At 53.8% G+C, this 26,969-nt stretch carries 20 protein-coding genes, 2 tRNA genes and 3 rRNA genes; 11 read left to right on the plus strand and 14 right to left on the minus strand.

Annotated elements, in window-relative coordinates; all coding sequences use genetic code 11:
- Window positions 1-216 precede the first annotated feature (216 nt).
- Window positions 217-816 (plus strand): helix-turn-helix transcriptional regulator, encoded by a 600-nt coding sequence (locus V4835_RS21570; RefSeq protein WP_063144114.1) that lies wholly within the window; start codon window positions 217-219, stop codon window positions 814-816.
- Between the two features lie 38 nt (window positions 817-854).
- On the opposite strand, the gene ecnB is transcribed toward V4835_RS21570, so the two are convergent.
- The 3 genes from ecnB to efp form a co-directional block, all read right to left on the minus strand.
- A complete protein-coding gene (gene ecnB / locus V4835_RS21575) occupies window positions 855-1,001 on the minus strand; it encodes a lipoprotein toxin entericidin B (RefSeq protein WP_063144115.1) in 147 nt (48 codons plus the stop codon).
- Window positions 1,002-1,109: 108 nt separating this feature from the next.
- Entirely contained in the window at window positions 1,110-1,241 is a 132-nt protein-coding gene (locus V4835_RS21580) for an entericidin A/B family lipoprotein (RefSeq protein WP_047346103.1), read from the minus strand.
- Window positions 1,242-1,299: 58 nt separating this feature from the next.
- A complete protein-coding gene (efp, locus tag V4835_RS21585) occupies window positions 1,300-1,866 on the minus strand; it encodes an elongation factor P (RefSeq protein WP_010427766.1) in 567 nt (188 codons plus the stop codon).
- A 40-nt stretch (window positions 1,867-1,906) separates the two neighbouring features.
- Between efp and epmB the strand changes: the two genes are divergently transcribed.
- Window positions 1,907-2,935: an EF-P beta-lysylation protein EpmB gene (gene epmB / locus V4835_RS21590; RefSeq protein WP_331413657.1), complete on the plus strand. Its 1,029-nt coding sequence runs from the start codon at window positions 1,907-1,909 to the stop codon at window positions 2,933-2,935.
- A gap of 66 nt (window positions 2,936-3,001) precedes the next feature.
- Here epmB and V4835_RS21595 read toward each other — a convergent pair whose 3' ends face one another.
- The 3 genes from V4835_RS21595 to V4835_RS21605 form a co-directional block, all read right to left on the minus strand.
- Window positions 3,002-3,355, minus strand: a complete 354-nt coding sequence (locus tag V4835_RS21595; RefSeq protein WP_023310115.1) for a DUF4156 domain-containing protein — start codon at window positions 3,353-3,355, stop codon at window positions 3,002-3,004.
- Between the two features lie 134 nt (window positions 3,356-3,489).
- Entirely contained in the window at window positions 3,490-5,133 is a 1,644-nt protein-coding gene (groL, locus tag V4835_RS21600) for a chaperonin GroEL (protein WP_029742112.1), read from the minus strand.
- A gap of 31 nt (window positions 5,134-5,164) precedes the next feature.
- On the minus strand, window positions 5,165-5,458 hold the full coding sequence (locus V4835_RS21605) for a co-chaperone GroES (protein ID WP_003855929.1): 294 nt from the start codon (window positions 5,456-5,458) through the stop codon (window positions 5,165-5,167).
- A gap of 179 nt (window positions 5,459-5,637) precedes the next feature.
- On the opposite strand from V4835_RS21605, the gene yjeH reads away from it, so the two are divergent.
- Window positions 5,638-6,888 carry an L-methionine/branched-chain amino acid transporter gene (yjeH, locus tag V4835_RS21610; RefSeq protein ID WP_331413659.1) on the plus strand — a complete coding sequence of 417 codons (1,251 nt, stop codon included), beginning with the start codon at window positions 5,638-5,640 and terminating at the stop codon, window positions 6,886-6,888.
- 24 nt (window positions 6,889-6,912) lie between these two features.
- Here the strand turns inward: yjeH and V4835_RS21615 are convergent, their stop codons facing one another.
- Entirely contained in the window at window positions 6,913-7,377 is a 465-nt protein-coding gene (locus V4835_RS21615; protein ID WP_032651318.1) for an FxsA family protein, read from the minus strand.
- 335 nt (window positions 7,378-7,712) lie between these two features.
- Here V4835_RS21615 and aspA point away from each other — a divergent pair, with 335 nt between their 5' ends.
- The 6 genes from aspA (at window position 7,713) to V4835_RS21645 (ending at window position 13,497) form a co-directional block, all read left to right on the plus strand.
- Entirely contained in the window at window positions 7,713-9,149 is a 1,437-nt protein-coding gene (aspA, locus tag V4835_RS21620; RefSeq protein WP_003855923.1) for an aspartate ammonia-lyase, read from the plus strand.
- Window positions 9,150-9,264: 115 nt separating this feature from the next.
- Window positions 9,265-10,566: an anaerobic C4-dicarboxylate transporter gene (locus V4835_RS21625; RefSeq protein WP_023334226.1), complete on the plus strand. Its 1,302-nt coding sequence runs from the start codon at window positions 9,265-9,267 to the stop codon at window positions 10,564-10,566.
- 112 nt (window positions 10,567-10,678) lie between these two features.
- Window positions 10,679-11,002 carry a divalent cation tolerance protein CutA gene (cutA, locus tag V4835_RS21630; RefSeq protein WP_063144118.1) on the plus strand — a complete coding sequence of 108 codons (324 nt, stop codon included), beginning with the start codon at window positions 10,679-10,681 and terminating at the stop codon, window positions 11,000-11,002.
- On the plus strand, window positions 10,978-12,669 hold the full coding sequence (locus V4835_RS21635) for a protein-disulfide reductase DsbD (protein ID WP_063144119.1): 1,692 nt from the start codon (window positions 10,978-10,980) through the stop codon (window positions 12,667-12,669). The genes cutA and V4835_RS21635 overlap by 25 nt, the downstream gene beginning before the upstream one ends.
- Window positions 12,670-12,718: 49 nt before the next feature.
- A complete protein-coding gene (locus V4835_RS21640) occupies window positions 12,719-13,294 on the plus strand; it encodes a transcriptional regulator (protein ID WP_063144120.1) in 576 nt (191 codons plus the stop codon).
- Between the two features lie 127 nt (window positions 13,295-13,421).
- Window positions 13,422-13,497: transfer RNA gene (locus tag V4835_RS21645), tRNA-Phe, on the plus strand.
- Window positions 13,498-13,707: 210 nt separating this feature from the next.
- Here V4835_RS21645 and rrf read toward each other — a convergent pair.
- From rrf to V4835_RS21665, 4 genes are all read right to left on the minus strand, one after another.
- Window positions 13,708-13,823, minus strand: a 5S ribosomal RNA gene (gene rrf / locus V4835_RS21650).
- Window positions 13,824-13,896: 73 nt separating this feature from the next.
- Window positions 13,897-16,802 (minus strand): 23S ribosomal RNA (locus tag V4835_RS21655).
- Window positions 16,803-16,994: 192 nt separating this feature from the next.
- Window positions 16,995-17,070 (minus strand) — tRNA-Glu (locus V4835_RS21660).
- 85 nt (window positions 17,071-17,155) lie between these two features.
- Window positions 17,156-18,695: ribosomal RNA gene (locus V4835_RS21665) — 16S ribosomal RNA — on the minus strand.
- Together the 16S, 23S and 5S rRNA genes with 1 tRNA gene alongside form the textbook arrangement of a ribosomal RNA operon.
- 497 nt (window positions 18,696-19,192) lie before the next feature.
- On the opposite strand from V4835_RS21665, the gene V4835_RS21670 reads away from it, so the two are divergent.
- The gene (locus V4835_RS21670) at window positions 19,193-20,146 is read left to right on the plus strand and encodes a nickel/cobalt transporter (protein ID WP_063144943.1); all 954 of its coding nucleotides are present in this window, start codon (window positions 19,193-19,195) and stop codon (window positions 20,144-20,146) included.
- Between the two features lie 35 nt (window positions 20,147-20,181).
- Here the strand turns inward: V4835_RS21670 and proP are convergent, their stop codons facing one another.
- On the minus strand, window positions 20,182-21,684 hold the full coding sequence (gene proP / locus V4835_RS21675) for a glycine betaine/L-proline transporter ProP (RefSeq protein ID WP_063144944.1): 1,503 nt from the start codon (window positions 21,682-21,684) through the stop codon (window positions 20,182-20,184).
- A gap of 648 nt (window positions 21,685-22,332) precedes the next feature.
- Here proP and kdgT point away from each other — a divergent pair.
- Window positions 22,333-23,325, plus strand: coding sequence for a 2-keto-3-deoxygluconate transporter (gene kdgT, locus V4835_RS21680; protein ID WP_331413663.1), 993 nt, complete (start codon window positions 22,333-22,335; stop codon window positions 23,323-23,325).
- Window positions 23,326-23,386: 61 nt separating this feature from the next.
- Here kdgT and V4835_RS21685 read toward each other — a convergent pair whose 3' ends face one another.
- Both V4835_RS21685 and crfC read right to left on the minus strand, forming a co-directional pair.
- The gene (locus V4835_RS21685; RefSeq protein ID WP_331413664.1) at window positions 23,387-24,262 is read right to left on the minus strand and encodes a diguanylate cyclase regulator RdcB family protein; all 876 of its coding nucleotides are present in this window, start codon (window positions 24,260-24,262) and stop codon (window positions 23,387-23,389) included.
- Entirely contained in the window at window positions 24,259-26,613 is a 2,355-nt protein-coding gene (crfC, locus tag V4835_RS21690; RefSeq protein WP_331413666.1) for a clamp-binding protein CrfC, read from the minus strand. The genes V4835_RS21685 and crfC overlap by 4 nt, the downstream gene beginning before the upstream one ends.
- Between the last annotated feature and the right edge of the window lie 356 nt (window positions 26,614-26,969).

The following is a 26,969-nucleotide window of genomic DNA, read 5'->3' on the forward strand; positions in this document are numbered from 1 at the left end:
AGAAACGCTTACGGGTCGTCCCGTAAGGCAGAGATTACGCCCCATATTGTGGTTAGCGTGCTATTTTTTTTCAATCATTTTTTGCTGAACACGTTAAGGCAAGAAATAGCCGCAGTATGGCGCGTAGTTCCGGCATTTAGCACTCATCCGACTTCTCTATGATGATGTGCTTTCTGATGGCAGGAAGCCAAACCACTAGCCGACTGCGAATAATATATGTTCAAAATTCTTTTGATTGACCGTTGTCACTTCACCCGTACGGGGTTTGAAGCATGGCTCAATCATTCCGGTTTGTTCCCGGGACACTACGTTGTGACCGGGCTGAATAATCTGTTCCTTGCCAGAGAGCACATTCTGCAATGGAAACCCACGCTGGTTATCGCTGACCTGTACGGCTTCAGGCAGGATATTCACCATTTTCAGCAGCTCTCGTCCTTGCTCAACGCCAGTGAACGCTTACCGTTTATTTTGCTGCAATCGGGAGAGGACCATGGCATGACAGACTGGCTCGGCCAGTTCCCGGTGTGGTCGTCGTTATTGAAAAACGCCAGTCTCGGACAAGTGGCAACGGTTATCAATGAGGCATTGATCTCGCGCTCATACGCTGAAAGGCCAACAGCGGCCGCCCCCCTGCTCACCCGGCAGGAAGAGAAGGTACTGACATTGTGGATGGACGGCGCGAGCAATCAGAAGATTGCCGCTCACCTGAGTATCAACGGAAAAACGGTTTATACCTACAAGCGCAATATCCGCATGAAACTGCATATGGATACGCGTTTCTCTCCGTTTTTATCCCTGCAGGAAGTCGAGAATTGACGGTACGGTGAGAGTGCCGTGCCGTACCGTCCATACTTTTAGTTCTGGGCTTTCGTTGCTGCACCGGAAATAGCACTACCACCGTCGGAGATATCTTCCCCTACGCCGCGGGTGGTATTACATGCAGTCAACACTGTGGAAAGCACAAGGACAGAAAAGATCGCTGCAATTGTTTTCTTAACCATAATATCTTCCTTTTATAGCCAAAGTTGTTTTGTGTATAGCAACTTAAGAATAGACAAGATCCCGTCGTTTGACGGAAAAGGAAGCATTTTTAGGAAAATTAGACGGTTTTAGCTGGCAGCGTGAGAAATGATATGGCCGAGATCCTGGATATCTTCACCCACGCCGCGCGCGGTGTTACACCCGGAAAGCATTGCGCTGGAGAGCGCTAACAGAAGCAGAATTTTAACGGTACGTTTCATCATCCCTGCCTGCAAAAATCAGGCGCAGCGGGCGCTGCGCCTTCAATCATAACGTAAATTACTTCACGCGGGATACGTATTCGCCGGAGCGGGTATCCACTTTGATCACTTCGCCAGTCTGTACGAACAGCGGCACTTTAACCACTGCACCGGTAGACAGTTTGGCTGGTTTACCGCCGGTACCTGCGGTATCACCTTTCAGGCCTGGATCGGTTTCAACGATTTCCAGTTCTACGAAGTTTGGTGGGGTCACAGCGATAGGCTGGCCGTTCCACAGGGTCACGATGCACTCAGCCTGATCCAGCAGCCATTTAGCGCTGTCACCTACCGCTTTCTCATCAGCAGACAGCTGTTCGAAAGTGGAGTTGTTCATGAAATGATAGAACTCACCGTCGTTGTACAGATAGGTCAGGTTCATATCAACAACATCAGCGCCTTCAGCAGAGTCAGTAGACTTGAAGGTTTTCTCAACACGGGTACCGGTCAGCAGACGGCGCAGCTTAACGCGTGCGAATGCCTGGCCTTTACCTGGTTTAACGAATTCGCTGGCTTCAACCGCGTACGGTTCGCCGTCCATCATGATTTTAAGACCAGCACGAAAATCGTTGCTATAGTACGTTGCCATAAGGCCCTCTAAATTTGTTAACTGGTAGCTAAGCCACAAAATGGCGCATATTGTAACCCTAAACACCCCGTCCAGAGAAGATTGGTTATCGCAACTTGCCGATGTAATCACCAGTCCTGATGAATTGCTGCGTCTTTTAGACCTCGATCAGCACCCAGAGTTGCTTGCAGGCCGCGAGGCAAAGCGCCTTTTCGCCCTGCGCGTTCCCCGTGCGTTTGTGGCGCGAATGGAGAAAGGCAACCCCAACGATCCGCTATTAAAACAAACGCTTACTTCGCAGGATGAGTTTGTCACCGCACCGGGTTATAGCACCGATCCGCTGGAAGAGCAGAACAGCGTGGTGCCGGGTTTACTGCACAAGTATCTCAACCGTGCCCTGCTGCTGGTAAAAGGCGGCTGCGCGGTAAATTGTCGTTATTGCTTCCGTCGGCACTTCCCTTACGCCGAAAATCAGGGCAATAAACGCAACTGGCAGGTCGCACTGGACTATATCGCCGCCCATCCGGAGCTGGATGAGATTATTTTTTCCGGCGGCGACCCGCTGATGGCGAAAGATCATGAGCTGGACTGGCTGCTGACCGAGCTTGAAGCCATTCCGCATATTAAGCGCCTGCGCATTCACAGCCGTTTACCGATTGTCATTCCGGCGCGGATCACGGACGGCCTGGTGTCGCGCCTGGAGCAGTCCCGCTTGCAGGTGCTGCTGGTGAACCATATCAACCACGCAAACGAAATTGACGATGCGTTTCGCGCGGCGATGGCGCGGCTGCGTAAAGCGGGCCTGACGCTGCTGAACCAGAGCGTGCTGCTGCGCGGCGTGAATGACAGCGCTCGCGTGCTGGCAGATTTGAGCAATGCGTTGTTTGATGCGGGCGTGATGCCCTATTACCTGCACGTGCTGGATCGCGTTCAGGGCGCGGCCCATTTCATGGTGACGGATGAAGAAGCCCGGAAGATTATGCGTGAACTGTTAACGCTGGTTTCAGGCTATATGGTGCCGAAGCTGGCACGCGAGATTGGCGGAGAGCCGAGCAAGACGCCGCTGGATTTGCAGCTGCGGCAGCAGTAAAAAGGCAGGTGGCGCTACGCTTACCTGCCCTACGGGGTCCGGGCGCAGCGCCATCAGCACGTTAACTCAGTTTGGGCACTTGTAGACCTGGCCGTTCATCTGGCTGGCGGTCGGCACGAAGCTGGACAGCATACTCTGCGTTGGGCTGCTCACGCCGTAAATCACGTTGCCGCCCATTGCCGCCGCCTGGTTACGCAGGGCATTCGCCGCACCGCGCATAGAACCACCTTCTTCGCCATGCTGACCTGACATCCAGTTACTTTGCTCACCGGTTGCCGTGCCTAACAGCTGGCATTCACTGCCAGGCTTATCTTCCACAAAGCGAACGCCCTGGCCCGCTGCCGACAGCTCATTGCTGGAGCTACAACCCGCCAGCAGCAATGCTGCCCCTACGATCCCTGCACAGACTTTTACGCGCATGTTATTCCTCGTTTTCAATAAGCTGGACAGTAGTTGTCCGTGTGTAAATCTTATACCTAAAAGATGACCAAAAGAAAAACCCCCGAGCATTTCTGCCCGGGGGTTTTTCACATTCTACGACGTAGAACGCACGATTACATCATGCCGCCCATACCGCCCATGCCGCCCATGCCAGCAGCACCTAAGTCAGGTGCATCGCCTTTAGGCAGGTCGGTTACCATGCACTCGGTAGTGATCATCAGACCCGCTACAGATGCCGCGTACTGCAGAGCAGAACGGGTCACTTTCGTTGGGTCCAGGATACCGAAGTCGATCATGTTGCCGTATTCTTCAGTTGCCGCGTTGTAACCGTAGTTACCTTCGCCCGCTTTCACGTTGTTGGTCACAACAGATGGCTCTTCACCGGCGTTGGACACGATCTGACGCAGAGGCGCTTCCATTGCGCGCAGCGCAACTTTGATACCCACGTTCTGATCTTCGTTCTGTGCGGTCAGGCCTGCCAGCTTAGCGGCAACACGCACCAGCGCAACACCACCACCAGCCACCACGCCTTCTTCTACCGCAGCACGGGTCGCGTGCAGGGCATCGTCAACGCGTGCTTTTTTCTCTTTCATTTCAACTTCGGTCGCCGCACCAACTTTGATTACCGCAACGCCGCCAGCCAGTTTCGCTACGCGCTCCTGCAGTTTTTCACGGTCGTAATCGGAAGTTGCTTCTTCGATCTGCTTACGGATCTGACCAACGCGGCCCTGAATAGCGGCTTCTTCACCCACGCCATCGATGATGGTGGTGGTGTCTTTGTTGATCACAACGCGTTTCGCCTGACCCAGGTCTTCCAGGGTCGCTTTTTCCAGCTCCATACCGATCTCTTCAGAGATTACGGTACCGCCGGTCAGGGTAGCGATATCCTGCAGCATCGCTTTACGGCGATCGCCGAAGCCAGGTGCTTTAACCGCAGCCACTTTCACGATGCCGCGCATGGTGTTAACCACCAGGGTCGCCAGCGCTTCGCCTTCAACGTCTTCAGCGATAATAACCAGCGGCTTGCCTGCTTTCGCAACGGCTTCCAGCACTGGCAGCATTTCGCGGATGTTGGAGATTTTCTTGTCAGCCAGCAGGATGAACGGGCTTTCCAGCTCAACAGCGCCAGTCTCTGGCTTGTTGATGAAGTATGGGGACAGGTAACCGCGGTCGAACTGCATACCTTCAACCACGTCCAGTTCGTCTTCCAGGCCGGTACCGTCTTCAACGGTGATCACGCCTTCTTTACCGACTTTGTCCATCGCTTCAGCGATCAGTTTACCTACGGTTTCGTCGGAGTTAGCGGAGATGGTACCAACCTGAGCAATGGCTTTAGAGTCAGAGCACGGTACGGACAGCGCTTTCAGTTCTTCAACAGCGGCAGTGACGGCTTTGTCGATACCACGTTTCAGATCCATTGGGTTCATGCCCGCAGCCACGGCTTTCAGACCTTCGGTGATGATCGCCTGCGCCAGTACGGTCGCGGTGGTGGTACCGTCGCCTGCAGCGTCGTTCGCTTTAGAGGCAACTTCTTTCACCATCTGCGCGCCCATGTTTTCGAACTTGTCTTCTAGCTCAATTTCACGTGCTACAGAAACACCATCTTTGGTGATGGTTGGCGCGCCGAAGGATTTATCCAGCACTACGTTACGGCCTTTCGGGCCCAGGGTCACTTTAACTGCATCTGCCAGTACGTTTACGCCGCGGAGCATTTTTACACGAGCGTCGTTACCGAATTTTACGTCTTTAGCTGCCATGTTCTTATTTCCTCAAATTCTCGTGCGTAAATTACGCTTCAACAATTGCCAGAATGTCGCTCTCGGACATGATCAACACTTCTTCATTGTCGATCTTCTCGGATTTCACGCCGTAGCCATCGTTGAAAATTACGATGTCACCAACTTTAACGTCCAGTGGCTGCACAGTTCCGTTTTCCAGGATGCGGCCCTTACCGACAGCGATGATTTCGCCACGCGTTGATTTGGCTGCTGCAGAACCGGTCAGAACGATGCCGCCAGCAGACTTGGTTTCAACTTCTTTACGTTTGACGATCACACGATCATGTAACGGACGAATACTCATTGATAGCTCTCCTTTGAGAAAGTCATTATCAGTTATGGATGACGCCGGCCCGCATGCGGTTTTCCGACTAGTGCCCTGAGAGATGGGGATAGCTTTTTCCCCCTTCAAGGGGGAGTCGAAAAAAAAATTTGCGAAAGTGTTACCATCGCCTCTCTTTTGGTACGGGCAGGGCGATGTCAATGAGTGGACTCAAGCAGGAGTTGGGGCTGGCGCAGGGCGTTGGACTGCTCTCAACCTCCTTGTTAGGTACGGGCGTGTTTGCCGTACCCGCACTGGCGGCGCTGGTGGCTGGAAATAACAGCCTGTGGGCGTGGCCTGCGCTGATTGTACTGGTTTTCCCGATAGCCATTGTGTTTGCCATCCTGGGGCGGCATTTCCCCAGCGCGGGCGGCGTGGCGCACTTTGTCGGCCTGGCCTTTGGCTCGCGGCTGCAGCGCGTCACCGGCTGGCTGTTTCTCTCCGTCATTCCGGTTGGCCTTCCTGCGGCGCTGCACATTGCGACCGGCTTTGGTCAGGCGCTGTTTGGCTGGCATAACGAGCAGTTATTGCTGGCCGAACTGGGTACGCTGGCTATCGTCTGGTGGGTAGGCTCTCGCGGAGCCCGCTCCAGCGCCAACCTGCAGACGCTGGTTGCGGTGCTGATTGTTGCACTCGTTGCCGCTATCTGGTGGGCGGGCGATATCACAATCAAGGAAATTCCCTTCCCGGCGGTGACAGACGTCGACCATTCACAGCTTTTCGCCGCGCTTTCCGTCATGTTCTGGTGTTTTGTAGGCCTGGAGGCCTTTGCTCATCTGGCGTCGGAGTTTAAGCAGCCTGAGCGAGATTTCCCCCGCGCGCTGATGATAGGCCTGCTGCTGGCAGGTACGGTCTATTGGGCGTGTACCGTGCTCGTATTACACTTCAACGCGTTCGGTGCGGATCTCGCTGCTGCTGCATCGCTGCCGGGTATCGTGGTTAAACTGTTCGGCGTGAAGGCGCTGTGGATCGCCTGCGTCATTGGCTATCTGGCCTGTTTTGCCAGCCTGAATATTTATATCCAGAGCTTTGCCCGGCTGGTGTGGTCGCAGGCGCTCGACAAACCCGAGAATCGCCTCGCGCGCCTGTCTAAACGCCAGCTTCCGCTGAATGCCCTGAATGCCGTACTGGGCTGCTGCGTGCTGAGCACGCTGTGTATTTACGCACTGAAAATCAATCTGGACGCGCTGATCGTCTACGCCAACGGCATTTTCATCATGATCTACCTGCTGTGCATGCTGGCGGGATGTCGCTTGCTGAAAGGTCGCTATAAAGCACTGGCGGTCGTCGGGGGCGTGCTTTGCCTGCTGTTGCTGGCGATGGTGGGATGGAAGAGTGTGTACGCGATAGTCATGCTGGCAGGGCTGTGGCTGTTTTTGCCAAAGCGCGGTGCGCTCCCGAAAGCCCGGTAAGCGAAGCGCCACCGGGCAACAAAATCACCGATCGTCTTTATGGTCTAAACGGTCGTGCTGTTCATCCTTACGCTGATACTCCCCTTCAAATGTATCGCCAGGCCCGGTGCTGAACCCGCCCCCCGGCATACGGCTAAAGCGCAGATGCGGCAGCAGCTTCATGGTCAGGTGTTTTTGCACCGGCGGCAGAAGCAGCAGAAGGCCAAGGAAGTCGGTGAAGAACCCCGGCAGGATCAGCAGCAGCCCCGCAATAATCAGCGATACGCTTTTGATCATCTCCGCTGCCGGGCTTTCGCCTGCGGCCATCTTCTCCTGCATTAACAGGAAATTTTTGAAACCCTGATTACGCACCAGCGACATGCCGATGACGGAGGTGAAAATTACCAGAATCAGCGTCAGCAGGACGCCCAGCACATGGGCAACCTGGATGAAAATGGAAATCTCAATGTAAACATAGAGAAAGAAAGCAATAAACGGTATCCAGCGCACTGGCATCTCCTGTGTGGCAAGGGCCGTCGGGCCCCTGTCTGAATGTGTTCGCGACGCGCGTTTGTATGAAATGGTGACGGTTAGCGAAAATTCAATCAGTTTGCACGGATATTTTTTTTGGAAATATTAAAGCGGTGACCCATTTCACAGATTAATAATTATCATGTAATCGGCTCGATAATAAGTGATCCAGCTTACGGCAATTCGCTATCATCAGCATATGATCTCGAGCATCTGGCTGATTGAGGGAATAATCGTCGGCCAGAAAATATTCAAAACCACATAAATACTGTGTGTTTAGTACAATCCATCGGCAGCTTGAAAAGAAGGTTCACATGTTAAACAACATTCGTATCGAAGAAGACTTGTTGGGTACCAGGGAAGTTCCAGCGGATGCCTACTACGGTGTTCACACTCTGAGAGCGATTGAAAACTTCTACATCAGCAACAGCAAAATCAGCGACATCCCTGAGTTTGTCCGTGGCATGGTGATGGTGAAGAAAGCCGCAGCGCTGGCCAACAAAGAGCTGCAAACCATTCCTAAAAGCGCGGCAAATGCGATTATCGCGGCCTGCGATGAAGTGCTGAACAACGGCAAATGCATGGATCAGTTCCCGGTTGACGTCTATCAGGGCGGCGCGGGTACCTCCGTCAACATGAATACTAACGAAGTACTGGCAAACATCGGCCTGGAGCTGATGGGTCACCAGAAAGGTGAATACCAGTACCTGAACCCGAACGACCACGTTAACAAATGCCAGTCCACCAACGACGCCTACCCTACCGGCTTCCGTATCGCGGTGTATGCCTCTGTGGTGAAGCTGGTGGATGCGATCAACCAGCTGGGCGATGGCTTCCAGCGTAAAGCGGTTGAGTTCCAGGACATCCTGAAAATGGGTCGTACCCAGCTGCAGGACGCGGTGCCGATGACGCTCGGCCAGGAATTCCACGCGTTTAACGTGCTGCTGAACGAAGAGACTAAAAACCTGCTGCGCACCTCCGAGCTGCTGCTGGAAGTGAACCTGGGCGCAACCGCCATCGGTACGCGTCTGAACACCCCGGACGGCTATCAGCAGCTGGCGGTACAGAAACTGGCTGAAGTCTCTAACCTGCCGGTTGTGCCTGCAGAAGACCTGATTGAAGCGACGTCCGACTGCGGCGCCTACGTCATGGTACACAGCGCCCTGAAACGTCTGGCAGTGAAACTGTCCAAAATCTGTAACGACCTGCGCCTGCTCTCTTCCGGTCCGCGCGCTGGCCTGAACGAAATCAACCTGCCAGAACTGCAGGCGGGTTCGTCCATCATGCCAGCCAAGGTGAATCCGGTTGTGCCGGAAGTGGTGAACCAGGTTTGCTTCAAGGTCATCGGCAACGATACAACCGTGACCATGGCCTCTGAAGCGGGTCAGCTGCAGCTGAACGTGATGGAGCCAGTGATTGGCCAGGCGATGTTTGAATCTATCCACATCCTGACGAACGCCTGCTACAACCTGCTGGAAAAATGCATTAACGGCATCACAGCGAATAAAGAAGTCTGTGAGGGTTATGTCTATAACTCCATCGGGATCGTCACCTACCTCAACCCGTTCATCGGTCACCACAACGGTGACATCGTCGGTAAGATTTGCGCCGAAACCGGTAAGAGCGTACGTGAAGTAGTGCTGGAGCGCGGGCTGTTGACCGAAGCTGAGCTGGACGATATCTTCTCGGCCCAGAACCTGATGCACCCGGCATATAAAGCAAAACGATATACCGATGAAAGCGAACAGTAACCGTTCAGGCTAGGCTTCTTAAGGCACGTCACTTGTGACGTGCCTTTTTTCTTTTTAGGCGTTACCAAAATACAACAATTCAATATCAACTTGTTAATAAGCAAGGAAGGTCCTTATGTTTGGAGCAGAACTCGTCATCGTCTTGTTGGCGATTTATTTGGGAGCAAGACTCGGGGGTATCGGCATCGGTTTTGCCGGCGGTCTCGGGGTGCTCGTTCTTACCCTTATCTTTCAGATTAAACCCGGCGCAATCCCGTTTGACGTTATCGAAATCATCATGGCCGTTATTGCCGCTATCGCCGCCATGCAGGTGGCAGGCGGTATGGACTACCTGGTGAGCCTGGCGGAGCGTATGCTGCGCCGCCATCCAAAATACATTACCTTCCTTGCCCCGCTGGTGACCTGGTTTATGACCATTCTCGCCGGTACGGGCCACACCGCTTTCTCTACGCTGCCGGTGATTACCGAAGTGGCGAAAGAGCAGGGTATCCGTCCGTCTCGTCCGCTCTCTATTGCCGTCGTTGCGTCCCAGATTGCGATTACCGCCTCGCCGATTTCCGCTGCGGTGGTTTTCTTCGCCGGTATCCTTGAGCCGATGGGCGTGAGCTACCTGACGCTGCTGGCGATCTGTATCCCGGTGACGCTGATTGCGGTGATGATCACCGCCGTGCTGTGTAACTTCCTCGGCGCCGAACTGAAAGACGATCCGGTTTATCAGGAACGCCTTGCCAAGGGTGAAGTGAGACTGCGCGGCAGCCAGGTCTTCGAACTGAAGCCGCACGCGAAACGCTCCGTGCTGCTGTTCCTGATCGGTATTGTCGCCGTCATGTTCTACGCGACCGCCATCAGCGATACCGTGGGCCTGATCCAGAACCCGGTTCTGCCGCGTAACGAAGCGATTGTGGTGTTTATGCTGACCATCGCGACGCTGATTAGCATCACCTGTAAAATTGATACCAGCGAAGTGCTGAACGCCAGCACCTTCAAATCCGGTATGAGCGCCTGCGTGTGCGTACTGGGCGTGGCGTGGCTCGGTGATACCTTCGTGAAAGCGCACATCAGCGATATTCAGACCGTAGCAGGCGACCTGCTGCACAACTACCCGTGGCTGCTGGCTGTGGTGTTGTTCTTTGCCGCTACCCTGCTTTACTCCCAGGCGGCGACCACCAAAGCGCTGATGCCTGCGGCACTGATGCTGGGCGTTACGCCACTGACCGCGATTGCCTCTTTCGCGGCGGTTTCTGCCCTGTTCGTTCTGCCAACCTACCCAACCCTGCTGGCGGCGGTGGAGATGGACGACACCGGCTCAACCCGTATCGGTAAATATGTGTTTAACCACGCGTTCCTTATCCCGGGCGTGGTCGCCATTTCACTTTGCGTGATCCTCGGCTTTATCATTGGCGGCGTGGTGCTGTAAACGGTGAGTGGTTGTAAAAATAGTTAAAATCGGGCCGCTCTGCGGCCCGTTTCATTAATGACCAACCGCCTTGCGTGATATAGTGACCCTTTCGTGATGAGGAGGTCGACTTGTGAACACGCCTGATGCTGTTGTCGTACTGTGTACCGCCCCTGATGAAGCCTCTGCCCAGGATCTCGCCGCCAAAGTGCTGGCCGAAAAACTGGCAGCCTGCGTGACGCTCCTCCCCGGCGCCACCTCCCTTTATTACTGGGAAGGCAAGCTGGAGCAGGAGTACGAAGTCCAGATGCTGCTGAAAACCAATCGGGCGAACCAGCAGGCGCTGCTTGACTGCCTCAAATCTCATCATCCTTACCAAACCCCGGAACTGCTGGTCTTGCCAGTGGTTCATGGCGATAACGACTATCTCTCATGGCTCAACGCTTCCTTACGCTGATCCTGCTGCTGTGCAGCACGTCAGCTTTTGCCGGGTTGTTTGACGCGCCCGGCCGTTCGAACTTCATCCCTGCCGACCAGGCGTTTGTTTTCGATTTTCAGCAAAACCAGCACGATCTCAATCTTACCTGGCAGGTGAAAGAGGGTTATTACCTCTACCGCAAGCAGGTGAGCATTACCCCTGCCCAGGCAAACGTGGGCGCATTACAGTTGCCCGCTGGCGAGTGGCACGAGGACGAGTTCTACGGCAAGAGTGAAATCTACCGCCAGCGCTTAAGCGTCCCCGTCACGGTGAATCAGGCGGATAAAGGCGCTACGCTGACCGTCACCTATCAAGGGTGCGCGGATGCCGGATTCTGCTATCCGCCGGAGACGAAGGTTGTTCCGCTCAGCGAAGTGAAAGCGGCTGCTGCCGTTTCCACTCCCCCCCTGGACGAGAAGAGCGAAGACCGCGCAGACCTTCCGTTCTCAGCGCTCTGGGCCTTATTGATTGGCATTGGCATTGCCTTTACCCCCTGCGTACTGCCGATGTATCCGCTCATCTCTGGCATCGTGCTGGGCGGTAAGCAACGGCTTTCCACCGCACGCGCCCTGCTGTTAGCCTTTATTTACGTGCAGGGTATGGCGTTGACCTACACTGCCCTTGGCCTTGTGGTTGCCGCTGCCGGGTTACAGTTCCAGGCTGCGCTTCAGCATCCTTACGTCCTTATTGGCTTGTCGATTGTCTTCATACTGCTGGCACTGTCGATGTTTGGCCTGTTTACCCTGCAGCTACCGTCTGCGCTGCAAACTCGCTTAACGCTAATGAGTAACCGCCAGCAGGGTGGCTCGCCGGGTGGGGTATTCGCGATGGGAGCCATCGCCGGTTTGATTTGTTCCCCTTGCACCACCGCACCGCTGAGCGCCATCCTGCTCTATATCGCCCAGAGCGGCAATATGTTGCTCGGCGGCGGAACGTTGTATCTGTATGCCCTGGGCATGGGACTGCCGCTGATTCTGGTCACGGTTTTCGGCAATCGACTGCTGCCGAAGAGCGGCCCGTGGATGGAAACGGTGAAAACCGCATTTGGCTTTGTGATTCTGGCGCTGCCGGTGTTCCTCCTTGAGCGTATCCTCGGCGACGCCTGGGGCCTGCGCCTGTGGGCGATGCTCGGCGTAGCATTCTTTGCCTGGGCGTTTATCGTCAGCCTGGGGGCGAAACGGCCATGGATGCGGCTGGTGCAAATCCTGCTGCTGGCTGCCGCGCTGGTGAGCGTACGCCCTCTGCAGGATTGGGCGTTCGGCACACCGGTGAGTCAGACGCAAGCGCATCTGAACTTCACCCAGATTACAAACGTGGATGAACTCAACAGCGCCCTGGCAGAGGCAAGAGGCAAACCGGTGATGCTCGATCTCTATGCAGACTGGTGTGTCGCCTGTAAAGAGTTTGAAAAATACACCTTTAGCGATCCGCAGGTGCAAAGCGCCCTGAAAGAGACCGTTTTGCTCCAGGCGAACGTGACAGCCAATAATGCGCAGGATAAGGCTCTGCTGAAGCAGCTTAACGTGCTCGGGCTGCCAACCATTCTGTTCTTCAATCAACAGGGCCAGGAGCAGCCAGAACAGCGTGTAACCGGGTTTATGGATGCAGCGGCATTTAGCGCGCATTTGCGCAATCGCCAACCGTAAACAACACTTTAAACGGGACAAACCGTTGGGAATAGCGGAGGAGATAACCGTGCAACGTGAAGACGTACTGGGACAAGCCCTGCAACTACTTGAGATTCAAGGGATCGCCAGCACCACGCTTGAGATGGTAGCCGACCGTATCGATTATCCTCTGGATGAACTTAAGCGCTTCTGGCCGGATAAAGAGGCGCTACTCTATGATGCCCTGCGCTATCTCAGCCAGCAGGTTGATATCTGGCGCAGGCAGCTGATGCTGAATGAAGAACTGACTGCAGAGCAAAAGCTGCTGGCGCGCTATACCGCCCTGACGGAATGCGTCAGCAACAACCGCTATCCGGGCTGCCTGTTTATTGCGGCCTGTACGTTCTATCCCGATCCCGACCATCCTGTCCACCAGTTGGCGGAGCAGCAAAAACGGGCAGCGCATGACTTTACCCACGAGCTGCTGACCACGCTGGAGGTCGATGATCCGGCGATGGTGGCGAAACAGATGGAGCTGGTGCTGGAAGGTTGCCTCAGCCGCATGCTGGTGAACCGTAGCCAGGCCGATGTGGATACCGCGCACCGACTGGCGGAAGATATTCTGCGCTTTGCTCAGTGCCGTATGGGCGGGGCGTTGACGTAAGCGAATCTGTTAAATTTGCCGTATTCGACGCGTAAACCATCAGATTGCCGCAAAGTTAAGCAACTGAACAGCTTTTCCCGAAATAATGTTGACGATAAGGCGCGATTGCGGTTTAATGCGCTCCGTTGCCCGGATAGCTCAGTCGGTAGAGCAGGGGATTGAAAATCCCCGTGTCCTTGGTTCGATTCCGAGTCCGGGCACCACTATTTAAAGAACCCAGCCTATGGCTGGGTTTTTGCTTTTCTGCGTTTATAAATCCCTTCTTTGTATTCTTGTTTCTCTTTATCGTGGGATCCGCTTGTCTAGCCTGTGGATTTTGTAGGCCGGATAAGGCGAAGCCGCCATCCGGCATGATTTCTGACGCACAAAGCAAAAAACCCCGCACCTTACGGTACGGGGTTCTTCTAATTGATGCCTGGCAGTTCCCTACTCTCACATGGGGAGACCCCACACTACCATCGGCGCTACGGCGTTTCACTTCTGAGTTCGGCATGGGGTCAGGTGGGACCACCGCGCTAAAGCCGCCAGGCAAATTCTGTTAAATCTGTATCAGGCTGAAATTGATTGTCTGTCTCTCGTCGCCGAAACAGCTTCGGCGTTGTAAGGTTAAGCCTCACGGTTCATTAGTATCGGTTAGCTCAACGCATCGCTGCGCTTACACACCCGACCTATCAACGTCGTAGTCTTCAACGTTCCTTCAGGACTCTCAAGGAGTCAGGGAGAACTCATCTCGGGGCAAGTTTCGTGCTTAGATGCTTTCAGCACTTATCTTTTCCGCATTTAGCTACCGGGCAATGCCATTGGCATGACAACCCGAACACCAGTGATGCGTCCACTCCGGTCCTCTCGTACTAGGAGCAGCCCCCCTCAATTCTCCAGCGCCCACGGCAGATAGGGACCGAACTGTCTCACGACGTTCTAAACCCAGCTCGCGTACCACTTTAAATGGCGAACAGCCATACCCTTGGGACCTACTTCAGCCCCAGGATGTGATGAGCCGACATCGAGGTGCCAAACACCGCCGTCGATATGAACTCTTGGGCGGTATCAGCCTGTTATCCCCGGAGTACCTTTTATCCGTTGAGCGATGGCCCTTCCATTCAGAACCACCGGATCACTATGACCTGCTTTCGCACCTGCTCGAGCCGTCACTCTCGCAGTCAAGCTAGCTTATGCCATTGCACTAACCTCCTGATGTCCGACCAGGATTAGCTAACCTTCGTGCTCCTCCGTTACTCTTTGGGAGGAGACCGCCCCAGTCAAACTACCCACCAGACACTGTCCGCAACCCGGATTACGGGTCTACGTTAGAACACCAGCCATTAAAGGGTGGTATTTCAAGGTCGGCTCCACGCAGACTGGCGTCCACGCTTCAAAGCCTCCCACCTATCCTACACATCAAGGACCAGTGTTCAGTGTCAAGCTATAGTAAAGGTTCACGGGGTCTTTCCGTCTTGCCGCGGGTACACTGCATCTTCACAGCGAGTTCAATTTCACTGAGTCTCGGGTGGAGACAGCCTGGCCATCATTACGCCATTCGTGCAGGTCGGAACTTACCCGACAAGGAATTTCGCTACCTTAGGACCGTTATAGTTACGGCCGCCGTTTACCGGGGCTTCGATCAAGAGCTTCGCGTTGCCGCTAACCCCATCAATTAACCTTCCGGCACCGGGCAGGCGTCACACCGTATACGTCCACTTTCGTGTTTGCACAGTGCTGTGTTTTTAATAAACAGTTGCAGCCAGCTGGTATCTTCGACTGATTTCAGCTCTACCCGCAGGGGCTTCACCTACATATCAGCGTGCCTTCTCCCGAAGTTACGGCACCATTTTGCCTAGTTCCTTCACCCGAGTTCTCTCAAGCGCCTTGGTATTCTCTACCTGACCACCTGTGTCGGTTTGGGGTACGATTTCGTGTTACCTGATGCTTAGAGGCTTTTCCTGGAAGCAGGGCATTTGTTACTTCAGCACCGTAGTGCCTCGTCATCACACCTCAGCGTTAAAAGAGTTCCGGATTTACCTAAAACTCCCGCCTACATGCTTAAACCGGGACAACCGTCGCCCGGCTAACATAGCCTTCTCCGTCCCCCCTTCGCAGTAACACCAAGTACAGGAATATTAACCTGTTTCCCATCGACTACGCCTTTCGGCCTCGCCTTAGGGGTCGACTCACCCTGCCCCGATTAACGTTGGACAGGAACCCTTGGTCTTCCGGCGTGCGGGCTTTTCACCCGCATTATCGTTACTTATGTCAGCATTCGCACTTCTGATACCTCCAGCACCCCTCACAGGACACCTTCAACGGCTTACAGAACGCTCCCCTACCCAACAACGCATAAGCGTCGCTGCCGCAGCTTCGGTGCATGGTTTAGCCCCGTTACATCTTCCGCGCAGGCCGACTCGACCAGTGAGCTATTACGCTTTCTTTAAATGATGGCTGCTTCTAAGCCAACATCCTGGCTGTCTGTGCCTTCCCACATCGTTTCCCACTTAACCATGACTTTGGGACCTTAGCTGGCGGTCTGGGTTGTTTCCCTCTTCACGACGGACGTTAGCACCCGCCGTGTGTCTCCCGTGATAACATTCTTCGGTATTCGTAGTTTGCATCGGGTTGGTAAGCCGGGATGGCCCCCTAGCCGAAACAGTGCTCTACCCCCGAAGATGAGTTCACGAGGCGCTACCTAAATAGCTTTCGGGGAGAACCAGCTATCTCCCGGTTTGATTGGCCTTTCACCCCCAGCCACAAGTCATCCGCTAATTTTTCAACATTAGTCGGTTCGGTCCTCCAGTTAGTGTTACCCAACCTTCAACCTGCCCATGGCTAGATCACCGGGTTTCGGGTCTATACCCTGCAACTTAACGCCCAGTTAAGACTCGGTTTCCCTTCGGCTCCCCTATACGGTTAACCTTGCTACAGAATATAAGTCGCTGACCCATTATACAAAAGGTACGCAGTCACACCACGAAGGTGCTCCCACTGCTTGTACGTACACGGTTTCAGGTTCTTTTTCACTCCCCTCGCCGGGGTTCTTTTCGCCTTTCCCTCACGGTACTGGTTCACTATCGGTCAGTCAGGAGTATTTAGCCTTGGAGGATGGTCCCCCCATATTCAGACAGGATACCACGTGTCCCGCCCTACTCTTCGAGTTCACAGCCTGTGTGCTTTCGTGTACGGGACTATCACCCTGTACTGTGCGACTTTCCAGACGCTTCCACTAACACACAAGCTGATTCAGACTCTGGGCTGCTCCCCGTTCGCTCGCCGCTACTGGGGGAATCTCGGTTGATTTCTTTTCCTCGGGGTACTTAGATGTTTCAGTTCCCCCGGTTCGCCTCGTTAACCTATGTATTCAGTTAACGATAGTGTGACGAATCACACTGGGTTTCCCCATTCGGACATCGCCGGGTCAAAGGTTCATATCACCTCGCCGGCGCTTTTCGCAGATTAGCACGTCCTTCATCGCCTCTGACTGCCAGGGCATCCACCGTGTACGCTTAGTCGCTTAACCTCACAACCCGAAGATGTTTCTTTCGATTCATCATCAAATTGCGAAAATTTGAGAGACTCGAACACACATAACATGTGTGTCGTTTCAATTTTCAGCTTGATCCAGATTTTTAAAGAGCAAATATCTCAAACGTCACCCGAAGATGAGTTTTGAGATATTAAGGCAGGTGACTTTCACTCACGAACCAGCAAGTGGCGTCCCCTAGGGGATTCGAACCCCTGTTACCGCCGTGAAAGGGCGGTGTCCTGGGCCTCTAGACGAAGGGGACACTGAAGTCTCAATCGCAAGACGCCTTGCTATTTACTTTTCATCAGACAATCTGTGTGAGCACTACAAAGGCAGGTTCTTTAAGGTAAGGAGGTGATCCAACCGCAGGTTCCCCTACGGTTACCTTGTTACGACTTCACCCCAGTCATGAATCACAAAGTGGTAAGCGCCCTCCCGAAGGTTAAGCTACCTACTTCTTTTGCAACCCACTCCCATGGTGTGACGGGCGGTGTGTACAAGGCCCGGGAACGTATTCACCGTAGCATTCTGATCTACGATTACTAGCGATTCCGACTTCATGGAGTCGAGTTGCAGACTCCAATCCGGACTACGACGCACTTTATGAGGTCCGCTTGCTCTCGCGAGGTCGCTTCTCTTTGTATGCGCCATTGTAGCACGTGTGTAGCCCTACTCGTAAGGGCCATGATGACTTGACGTCATCCCCACCTTCCTCCAGTTTATCACTGGCAGTCTCCTTTGAGTTCCCGGCCGAACCGCTGGCAACAAAGGATAAGGGTTGCGCTCGTTGCGGGACTTAACCCAACATTTCACAACACGAGCTGACGACAGCCATGCAGCACCTGTCTCAGAGTTCCCGAAGGCACCAATCCATCTCTGGAAAGTTCTCTGGATGTCAAGAGTAGGTAAGGTTCTTCGCGTTGCATCGAATTAAACCACATGCTCCACCGCTTGTGCGGGCCCCCGTCAATTCATTTGAGTTTTAACCTTGCGGCCGTACTCCCCAGGCGGTCGACTTAACGCGTTAGCTCCGGAAGCCACTCCTCAAGGGAACAACCTCCAAGTCGACATCGTTTACGGCGTGGACTACCAGGGTATCTAATCCTGTTTGCTCCCCACGCTTTCGCACCTGAGCGTCAGTCTTTGTCCAGGGGGCCGCCTTCGCCACCGGTATTCCTCCAGATCTCTACGCATTTCACCGCTACACCTGGAATTCTACCCCCCTCTACAAGACTCTAGCCTGCCAGTTTCGAATGCAGTTCCCAGGTTGAGCCCGGGGATTTCACATCCGACTTGACAGACCGCCTGCGTGCGCTTTACGCCCAGTAATTCCGATTAACGCTTGCACCCTCCGTATTACCGCGGCTGCTGGCACGGAGTTAGCCGGTGCTTCTTCTGCGGGTAACGTCAATTGCTGAGGTTATTAACCTCAACACCTTCCTCCCCGCTGAAAGTACTTTACAACCCGAAGGCCTTCTTCATACACGCGGCATGGCTGCATCAGGCTTGCGCCCATTGTGCAATATTCCCCACTGCTGCCTCCCGTAGGAGTCTGGACCGTGTCTCAGTTCCAGTGTGGCTGGTCATCCTCTCAGACCAGCTAGGGATCGTCGCCTAGGTGAGCCGTTACCCCACCTACTAGCTAATCCCATCTGGGCACATCTGATGGCAAGAGGCCCGAAGGTCCCCCTCTTTGGTCTTGCGACGTTATGCGGTATTAGCTACCGTTTCCAGTAGTTATCCCCCTCCATCAGGCAGTTTCCCAGACATTACTCACCCGTCCGCCGCTCGTCACCCGAGAGCAAGCTCCCTGTGCTACCGCTCGACTTGCATGTGTTAGGCCTGCCGCCAGCGTTCAATCTGAGCCATGATCAAACTCTTCAATTTAAGTTTGATGCTCGTGAATTAAACTTCGTAATGAATTACGTATGTTCACTCAGAGACTTGGTATTCATTTATTGTCCGAAGACATTAAGAATCCATGTCACTTTGAGTGCCCACACAGATTGTCTGATAAATTGTTAAAGAGCAGTGCAACGCGGCTTTCGCTCACCGTTGCGAGGTGGCGTATATTACGCTTTCCTCTTTCAGAGTCAACCCGTTATTTCAGGATTTTTTCTCTTCAACCGAACCGCTTGTTGTGTGAAGTGATTCACATCCGCCGTGTCGATGGAGGCGCATTATAGGGAGTTCTCAGCGGGCCGCAACCGCTAAATGACAGAAAAATGACTGACTGCTGCATTCCACAGCAAAACCCCGCCTTATACCCATTTATGCACAAAGTTATCCACAATCATGAGCGGATCGCGATGCGATCCTACGAATTGAGCGGGAAGATCAACTATACTAGCGGCAAATACTCTCCTCAGTGCAGGCCCACCCTCATGACCACACAACGCCTCGCCCGTGACTGGCGTCTCCCTACCGCAGGAGTGATGCTGCTGGCAATCCTTTTTGCCGGTTTTACCCTGCATGCGCACTGGAACGCTTTTATCCAGTGGTGTCTCGCCACACAAATTACGCTGCACCGCTATCTGGTGATGTATTTGCTGCAGCTTAATAACCACCAGTACAGCGGCGGATTATGGCTGTTAACGGGCGCTTTCCTTTATGGCGTTCTTCACGCCATCGGACCCGGGCACGGAAAATTCATTGTGACGACCTATCTGACCACCAATAAGGAAAGCGAGCTGGCCGCCCGGGTCGTCCCTTTTCTGGGTAGCCTGATGCAGGGCGTCAGCGCCATTCTGTTTGTCTTTATTCTGGCGGTGGGGTTTAACCTCGCCTCAGGGGATATCAGTACCAGCCGCTGGTACGTGGAGAAGATTAGCGCAGTGCTTATCGGCGCATTTGGTGCATTCGTCATTTACCAGGCGCTGAAAAGCCTGCGCCCGCGCAGGATGACTATCTCCGCCATCAAGCCGCTTCATCAGCATGACGAACATTGTGGCTGCGGCCACCACGGCGTGGGGGCAAACCTGACGCAAGGTGACTGGAAAACGCGCCTGGGTGTCATTCTGGCGATCGGCGCACGCCCGTGCAGCGGGGCGATCATGATTCTGATGTTTTCGAACGCGCTGGGCATTGTCACCTGGGGGGTGGCCGCAGTCATGACTATGTCTTTGGGAACCGCGCTCTCTATTGTGGGGCTTTCACTTGCAGTACGTTACGCCCGCGAGCGCACGGTGAGCTGGTTCGGAGAAAGCGCCTCATTAAGATGGCTCGTACCGGCAGTCAAAATAGCCGGAGGGATAGTCCTGATCCTGTTCGCGACGGTGCTGTTCCTGACGGTGATCCCCGTCAGCGCCAATGGCGACTACATCGCTGCTGGATGCTAATAAAAGAAAACCCGCCGTTGGCGGGTTTTCTTTTATTACTCGTTGATGCGTGGATGCTGGTCCACCAGTCGGGAGCGTTTTTTCTGCAGCTCTTCAATCTCTGCGTCAATATCCTCAATCTTCTGCTCTACGTTATCGTAGTGCTCACGCAGGATCTCTTTCGCTTCCTGGATATCAGACGCCGCAGGCGTTGCACCTTTCAGAGGACGATTCGCCGTCTCCTTCATGGTAATACCGGTAATCAAACCAATCACCGCGATCACCATCAGGTAATAAGCCGGCATCATAAGGTTCTGCGTACTCTCTACCAGCGAGGCGGCAAGCGTCGGGGTCAGACCGGCAATCAGCACCGAGATGTTAAAGGCCGCGGCCAGCGCGCTGTAGCGAATGTGGGTCGGGAACATCGCAGGCAAGGTGGAGGCCATCACCCCGATAAAGCAGTTAAGGATCACCGCCAGCATCAGCAGACCTGCAAAAATCAGCCCCAGCACATCACTGTTAATCAGTATGAATGCCGGAATGGCCAGAGCGAACAGCGCAACGCTTCCCAGAATAATGAAAGGTCGACGGCCAAAACGGTCACTCAACAGGCCCATAATTGGCTGCACAAACAGCATACCCACCATGATGGCGATAATAATCAGCACACCGTGATCTTCCGAGTAGTGCAGGTTATGCGACAGATAGCTCGGCATGTAGGTCAACAGCATGTAGTAGGTCACGTTGGTCGAAATCACCAGACCAATACAGGTCAGCAGGCTGCGCCAGTGCTTAGTGGCAATCTCTTTGAACGACACCTTCGGACCATCCTGCAGCCCTTCGCGGTCACCCTGTTCCAGTTTTTCGACGTGCTGCTGGAACGCGGGCGTCTCCTCAAGCGCATGACGCAGGTAGAGACCAATAATCCCCAGCGGCAATGCCAGGAAGAACGGAATACGCCAGCCCCAGTCGAGGAAGTTATCTTCACCCACCACGGTTGAAATCAGCACCACCACGCCCGCGCCCAGGACAAACCCGGCAATAGAGCCAAAGTCCAGCCAGCTTCCCATAAAACCGCGCTTACGGTCCGGGGAATATTCGGCGACGAAGATCGAGGCACCTGTGTATTCACCACCCACGGAGAAGCCCTGAGCCATCTTACAAATCAGCAGCAGAATCGGTGCCCAAATGCCGATGGTGGCGTAAGACGGTATAAGGCCGATACAGAATGTACTGATCGACATAATGACGATGGTGATGGCAAGGATTTTCTGGCGACCATATTTATCGCCGAGCATACCGAAGAACAGACCGCCCAGCGGGCGAATCAGGAAGGGAACGGAGAACGTACCCAGTGCGGCAATCATCTGCAGGCTGGGATCGGCCCCGGGGAAAAACACTTTACCTAACGCATAGGCCACAAAGCCGTAGACACCAAAATCGAACCATTCCATCGCATTACCGAGCGAGGCTGCGGTAATGGCTTTACGCAGCTTTGCGTCATCAATAATGGTGACGTCGCGAAGCGTGATGGGTTTAATCTTTTTCCTTCTTAGCATAGCTATCCTCGTTGACTCGGCCCTGTCTGTTTCACAGTCCAGTTTGCGTTCTGTGAACCATGGGATCCGCTCCATGCGAATCGCCTTATTCAAGCGTAGCAGGTTTACTTACATTGACGTTTTACGTCGATACAACCGAACCTGTTGACGCCTGCCTGGGCAGTTAATGACCTTTTTACCCTACCAGCGTTTATATGTGTGATCAACTTCACACATATTTTAGCGTCCGGTCAACTCAGTCAAATTTTTGTCAAGGAGTGCCAATAAGTACTTCCTTAACCCACCTAAAGAACATCCTCACGCACGTCATTATTTCTTTCTTAACAGAAAAACAAACCACGTTAATTCACATCGGCTTTACATAAATTTCCATCAACAGGAACCGGCCTCAAGTTTTACATTGAATATGTGACAAAGATAACTAAAACGATGTTTTATTTTCATTGAATCGCTATTCCAATGATCGCATGATAAATCCGAATACCGTGTTTTATGTGTTTCTGAATGAGGTTAATCGAGAGCACGCATTTAATTATGTTGCTGGTTTATCGAAAAAAAACCGCATGCGATAAGAGCAATACATTGAATTTATTGACTAATTTTTAACACCTATCCCCCGTCCTGCGGGATCCGATGTGAGGTTTGTCCATGAAGATTAAAGCCACGATAGAACGCATACCTGGCGGTATGATGCTGGTTCCGCTGGTGCTGGGCGCGATCCTGAATACCCTTGCTCCCGATACCGGAGCTTATTTTGGCGGTTTCACAAAAGGCATGATAACAGGCACGGTCCCCATTCTTGCCGTCTGGTTTTTTTGTATCGGCGCATCCATTAATTTGCGGGCAACGGGTACCGTATTACGGAAATCCGGCACGCTGGTGATAACCAAAATAGCCGTAGCCTGGGCGGTAGCAATGATATGCGCGATGTTCATTCCGGAGGATGGAATTCAGACCGGCTTCTTCGCGGGTTTATCGATCCTGGCGATTGTCTCGGCGATGGATATGACTAACGGCGGATTGTACGCCAGCCTGATGAACCAGTACGGGACGAAAGAAGAGTCCGGCGCATTTGTGCTGATGTCTCTGGAGTCCGGCCCGCTGATGACGATGCTGATCCTGGGGTCTGCTGGCCTGGCCTCGTTTGAACCCCACCACTTCGTCGGCGCGATCCTGCCCTTCCTGATCGGCTTCGCGCTTGGCAATCTCGATCGCGATCTGCGTGATTTCTTCAGCAAAGCCACGCCGGTGCTGATCCCGTTCTTCGGTTTCGCACTGGGGAACACCATTAATTTGAAGGTCATTCTCGATACTGGCCTGCTGGGTATTGTGCTGGGTGTCGCCGTGATCGTCATCACCGGTATTCCGCTGATTATTGCCGACCGCGTAATCGGAGGAGGAAACGGCACAGCGGGCGTCGCCGCCTCTTCAGCCGCAGGTGCTGCCGTCGCAAACCCGGTGATTATTGCCCAAATTAACCCGGCCTTCGAACCGGTGGCCGCTTCAGCGACGGCGCTGGTTGCCGCCAGCGTGATTGTCACCGCGATTCTGGTGCCCATCATTACCGCGCTGTACGCGAAACGCTACGGGAATATGCAAGAGATCCAGCCTGAACCGAAACCAATAGAAATGAATCATTAACACACCGCACCAAACCATCCCCTCTCCTCTGCGGGGAGAGGGTTAGTGAGGGGTAAGGGATTTACCCAAAAATCTCTTCCACCATTGCGTCCACCAGCCGTTTTGCCGAACAGAGCCTCGGCATACCCAGCGCGACGGTCTGCCAGTTTTGCGTCACTGACCAGCTCACCGGATGTTGATCCGCCTGACACCAGTCCCCAAGCCATCCCAGCATGTCTTTGTGATCGATCAACCCCGGAGAGGCCGGGGTTGTCAGCCACTGGTGATAGAAATGGCGGGTCGTGGGGGAGGCATTTATGCCCTGCGCCAGATAGTTAGCCGCCATGCTGCGCAGGTTATCCTTAAGCATTGCCGCCACATCCTCATTCGCGAGGCGGCATGCATCACCAAATGCCCCCCAGCGCAGCTCTTCCAGCACGATAAAACAGCGCCCGGCCAGCGACCAGCCATCATAATGCCCGGCCCGCCAGCGGGTAAAAATCTGCTCACTGTGCTCGCCCGCCTGCACCGTAAGCCCGCGCTGGGTCAGCGCCTTTTCTTTATATGCTGCACGTTGGGTAAAATGAGAGGCGAGTTCAGCGTATTGCTGCATCAGCCCAGGGGATTGCGGAGCGCGCGGGTGCGTCTGCTGGCGCAAAGCAATCAGCTTCTCTGCCATCAGCGTCAGCGCGAGATGACCTGGGTCAAGCATGCCGGCCAGCTTTTCCGCCAGCCCCAGGCGCAGCGCCGTATTTTCATTGAGCATCCCCGCCATCGCCCAGGGGCGCAACCGGGTATGAGTCATGATTTCCTGAGTCAAACGCTCACGAAACTGCAGCTGTTGTGGTCCCAGGTGGGAATGACGCGCCGCGTCTCCCCCCTGCACCAGATCGACCATAAATTTTGGATTAATACACTCCAGCGTTCTCCCGGGGCCATCCAGTAGTGGTGTTGTCATGGTTGCTCTGCCGCGAATAGTGTTTGAATATCATCGCGTAACAGTCGGGTATCTTCCTGTATCCACGTCGCAGTAGTGATACTTTGCTTCAACAACTGGCAGAGCGCTCGGGTCGAATGCTCATTCTGTTGACGCACTGCGAGGCTATCACGCAAGCTTTCCTGTAAGCCGGTCAGGCACAGCGAAAATTCTGCAAAGAACGTTGCCATCCCTGCCGTAACAGAGACATCGACCTGCGCGGACAAAGCTTTACGTATTTGTTCACAAAACTGTTCAATATGTTGCTTAAATTTGTCATGGAGCTGCGCAATGTCGATAACATAGCGCGTGCGCGTTTCCACATAATCATCCCAGCCCCAGCCCGGATTATTGAGCCAGCGAGAGACCGTTTCACGCATGCTTCCCCCGCCAGAGGCCTGGCCAGCCTGGCTGTCATCTTCCGCAATCGCATCGTTAAACAGCGCCCGCGTATTGAAGTTAAGCTGGCTCGCCTGAAACGCCGGGAAACTGATTCGCGCCCGAAAACCCGAATGGCTCAGATGCTCTTTAATACGCGTTTCGATGGGGCGCATGGCTTCGTTCAGGGAACGCGCCAGCGTAGACTCAAGCTGGTCGAAGCGTAGCGCCAGCTCACGGGCGATCTTCGTCTGCGCATCCAGCATGATAAGCTCGCAGGAGGCGCGGATTTTACTCAGCGCGATTTGCGCCTGCCCTTCATCGTCCAGCACCAGCTGCTTCAGCGATTGCAGCTCGTCATCGCGCCGGTTCCGTCGATCGATGCCTGCCAAATCAAGAATATGGTGCGCGCTAAACACATCCCCAATCGCCTGGTGAAGGGCCGTTTTCTGGGCCCCCATAAAGTCCACGGTGGCGTTCAGCGCCTCCTCAACCTCATGTTTCACCTCATCGCTCACCACGCTCTGGCGCGTCTGCAGAAGCGCCATGTCCTCTTCCAGACGTGCGATGTTCAGTTCAAGCGCCTCAAACGCCACCGTCAGCCCCTGATAACGGAAGTCGAGATACTCCCGGGCATTTTGTGCGTAGTTGAGCAACTTATGCGAGGCCGAACGTAAAGCGTATAGCGAGGCATTGGCATAGGCGGCGTAAATCAGCTTGCGGATCGGTTGTTCAAAGAGCGAATCTTCCCAAAGCAGATCGGCAGAATGACGAACATGCTCGATATCGTCCAGGTCCGCCGTACGCCAGCGACGCCCAAGCGCAGCTTCGGCAAAATCCTGCACCCAGGGTTGCTCCTGATGATCCGGCAGCTGTCCGTGGGTATTCATCTCGTAGCGAGCGCGGTTCGCCAGATATGCCCACATGGATGAAACGGGGTAGATCTGGCCAGGCGAAATATTGCCTTTCATTAAGGTGCCGGAGATCATCGCCCGGATCTGCTCTTCATCGTCGCTATTGCGATCTTTCTGATCGAATTTATTGACCAGCGCATACAGCGGCACGGATTTTCCCGCCGCGGAAATGGCCTGGCGGACTTCTTCATCAGAGATGGATTTAAGCTGGGTATAATCCATCACGGCCAGCACCGCCGACGCGCGGGACAACTGCTCGCTGAGCATTTTTTGCAGATGCGGCTGTCCGGCCTCATTCGGCCCGGGCGTATCGAGCAGGGTCAGCTGTCCAAGGTGAGCATCCAGACCCGCAAGATGCACGAACTCCACTTCAATCACCGGAATATGTTCGATGGCGGCATATTCAGAGAAGGGAAACTCCACGCCTAACGCCTGGGAAAGTCTCACCAGGTCGTTAAGGCTTTTCAGACAATGAAATATCGGCTGCGCGCCCAGGTGATGCTTCTCAAACGCTTCTCCTTTTTCAATGCGCTCCAGCAGCGTATTCATGTCTTTATCAATTTCCAGACGCTGGGCCAGTTTCCCGCGATCGTAATCGCATAGCTTTTTCTGGAGCAGTTGAATCAATTCATCAATCGGCGAGGCATGTGAGAAATGCAGCACCGGATCCTTCTGGCCAGGCGTATGGCGAATAAGGGTAGGTAGCGCCGTCATCGGACGATTGCGGTTCGGCAACACTTCGGTACCCACAATCGCATTAATGGTGGTCGATTTCCCCGCTTTCATGGTGCCAACAATAGCCAGGACCATTTCCAGCCGGGTTATTTTCCGTAATTCATTATTCAGCATCGCCTGCTGCGCTTCGACACCGCGCGCACTAAAATGCAAAGGTAAAACGTTGTTCTTTTCACCCGTAATGGCAGCCGCTGTGCTCTCCAGCATTGCAGTCGGCATTGATTTCAACGTATCAAGGTTTTGCAGGGCGAGCTGTAACAAACGCTCAGCTTCCTGGCTTAATTCAAAAATGGTCTGTGTGTGCATGATAAAAGCCTTTCCTTAACGCAAATTTATTACTTTTATTAAGCCACTGGTATTAATTATGTTGTTCAGGCTTATATGATCACGTGTGGAAAACATGTTCGCCGAAATATAACTGATTGATGATAATCAGAAATAATTCGCTATCCTTGCATGGCGTGTATAGCTTCCCTCCTGGCCTGATGGCCAAAAGAAAAAAGCGTAGCCCAATTTTAAGAAACTTCAGGATATATCATCATTATTTACCCACCTAAAAAGAGAGGTAATACGCCCCTGCCATAAGATATGTATGGCAGCGAAGTCAGGAGATAAATAACAATGTGTCGCTTCACCTTATCCGAAATGGAGGAGCGTAGCAA

The sequence above is a fragment of the Enterobacter cloacae complex sp. CARB60 genome (assembly GCF_036487345.1).
Lineage (GTDB): Bacteria > Pseudomonadota > Gammaproteobacteria > Enterobacterales > Enterobacteriaceae > Enterobacter > Enterobacter asburiae_D.

Bases quoted from the DNA above. Each gene is read 5' to 3' on its own strand.
- V4835_RS21670 (WP_063144943.1), top strand. From the start codon at position 19,193: ATGACCACACAACGCCTCGCCCGTGACTGGCGTCTCCCTACCGCAGGA.
- aspA (WP_003855923.1), top strand. From the start codon at position 7,713: ATGTTAAACAACATTCGTATCGAAGAAGACTTGTTGGGTACCAGGGAA.
- V4835_RS21595 (WP_023310115.1), bottom strand. From the start codon at position 3,355: ATGCGCGTAAAAGTCTGTGCAGGGATCGTAGGGGCAGCATTGCTGCTG.
- crfC (WP_331413666.1), bottom strand. From the start codon at position 26,613: ATGCACACACAGACCATTTTTGAATTAAGCCAGGAAGCTGAGCGTTTG.
- ecnB (WP_063144115.1), bottom strand. From the start codon at position 1,001: ATGGTTAAGAAAACAATTGCAGCGATCTTTTCTGTCCTTGTGCTTTCC.
- V4835_RS21625 (WP_023334226.1), top strand. From the start codon at position 9,265: ATGTTTGGAGCAGAACTCGTCATCGTCTTGTTGGCGATTTATTTGGGA.
- efp (WP_010427766.1), bottom strand. From the start codon at position 1,866: ATGGCAACGTACTATAGCAACGATTTTCGTGCTGGTCTTAAAATCATG.
- V4835_RS21635 (WP_063144119.1), top strand. From the start codon at position 10,978: ATGGCTCAACGCTTCCTTACGCTGATCCTGCTGCTGTGCAGCACGTCA.
- yjeH (WP_331413659.1), top strand. From the start codon at position 5,638: ATGAGTGGACTCAAGCAGGAGTTGGGGCTGGCGCAGGGCGTTGGACTG.
- epmB (WP_331413657.1), top strand. From the start codon at position 1,907: ATGGCGCATATTGTAACCCTAAACACCCCGTCCAGAGAAGATTGGTTA.
- V4835_RS21605 (WP_003855929.1), bottom strand. From the start codon at position 5,458: ATGAGTATTCGTCCGTTACATGATCGTGTGATCGTCAAACGTAAAGAA.
- proP (WP_063144944.1), bottom strand. From the start codon at position 21,684: ATGCTAAGAAGGAAAAAGATTAAACCCATCACGCTTCGCGACGTCACC.
- V4835_RS21580 (WP_047346103.1), bottom strand. From the start codon at position 1,241: ATGAAACGTACCGTTAAAATTCTGCTTCTGTTAGCGCTCTCCAGCGCA.
- groL (WP_029742112.1), bottom strand. From the start codon at position 5,133: ATGGCAGCTAAAGACGTAAAATTCGGTAACGACGCTCGTGTAAAAATG.
- V4835_RS21685 (WP_331413664.1), bottom strand. From the start codon at position 24,262: ATGACAACACCACTACTGGATGGCCCCGGGAGAACGCTGGAGTGTATT.
- kdgT (WP_331413663.1), top strand. From the start codon at position 22,333: ATGAAGATTAAAGCCACGATAGAACGCATACCTGGCGGTATGATGCTG.
- V4835_RS21570 (WP_063144114.1), top strand. From the start codon at position 217: ATGTTCAAAATTCTTTTGATTGACCGTTGTCACTTCACCCGTACGGGG.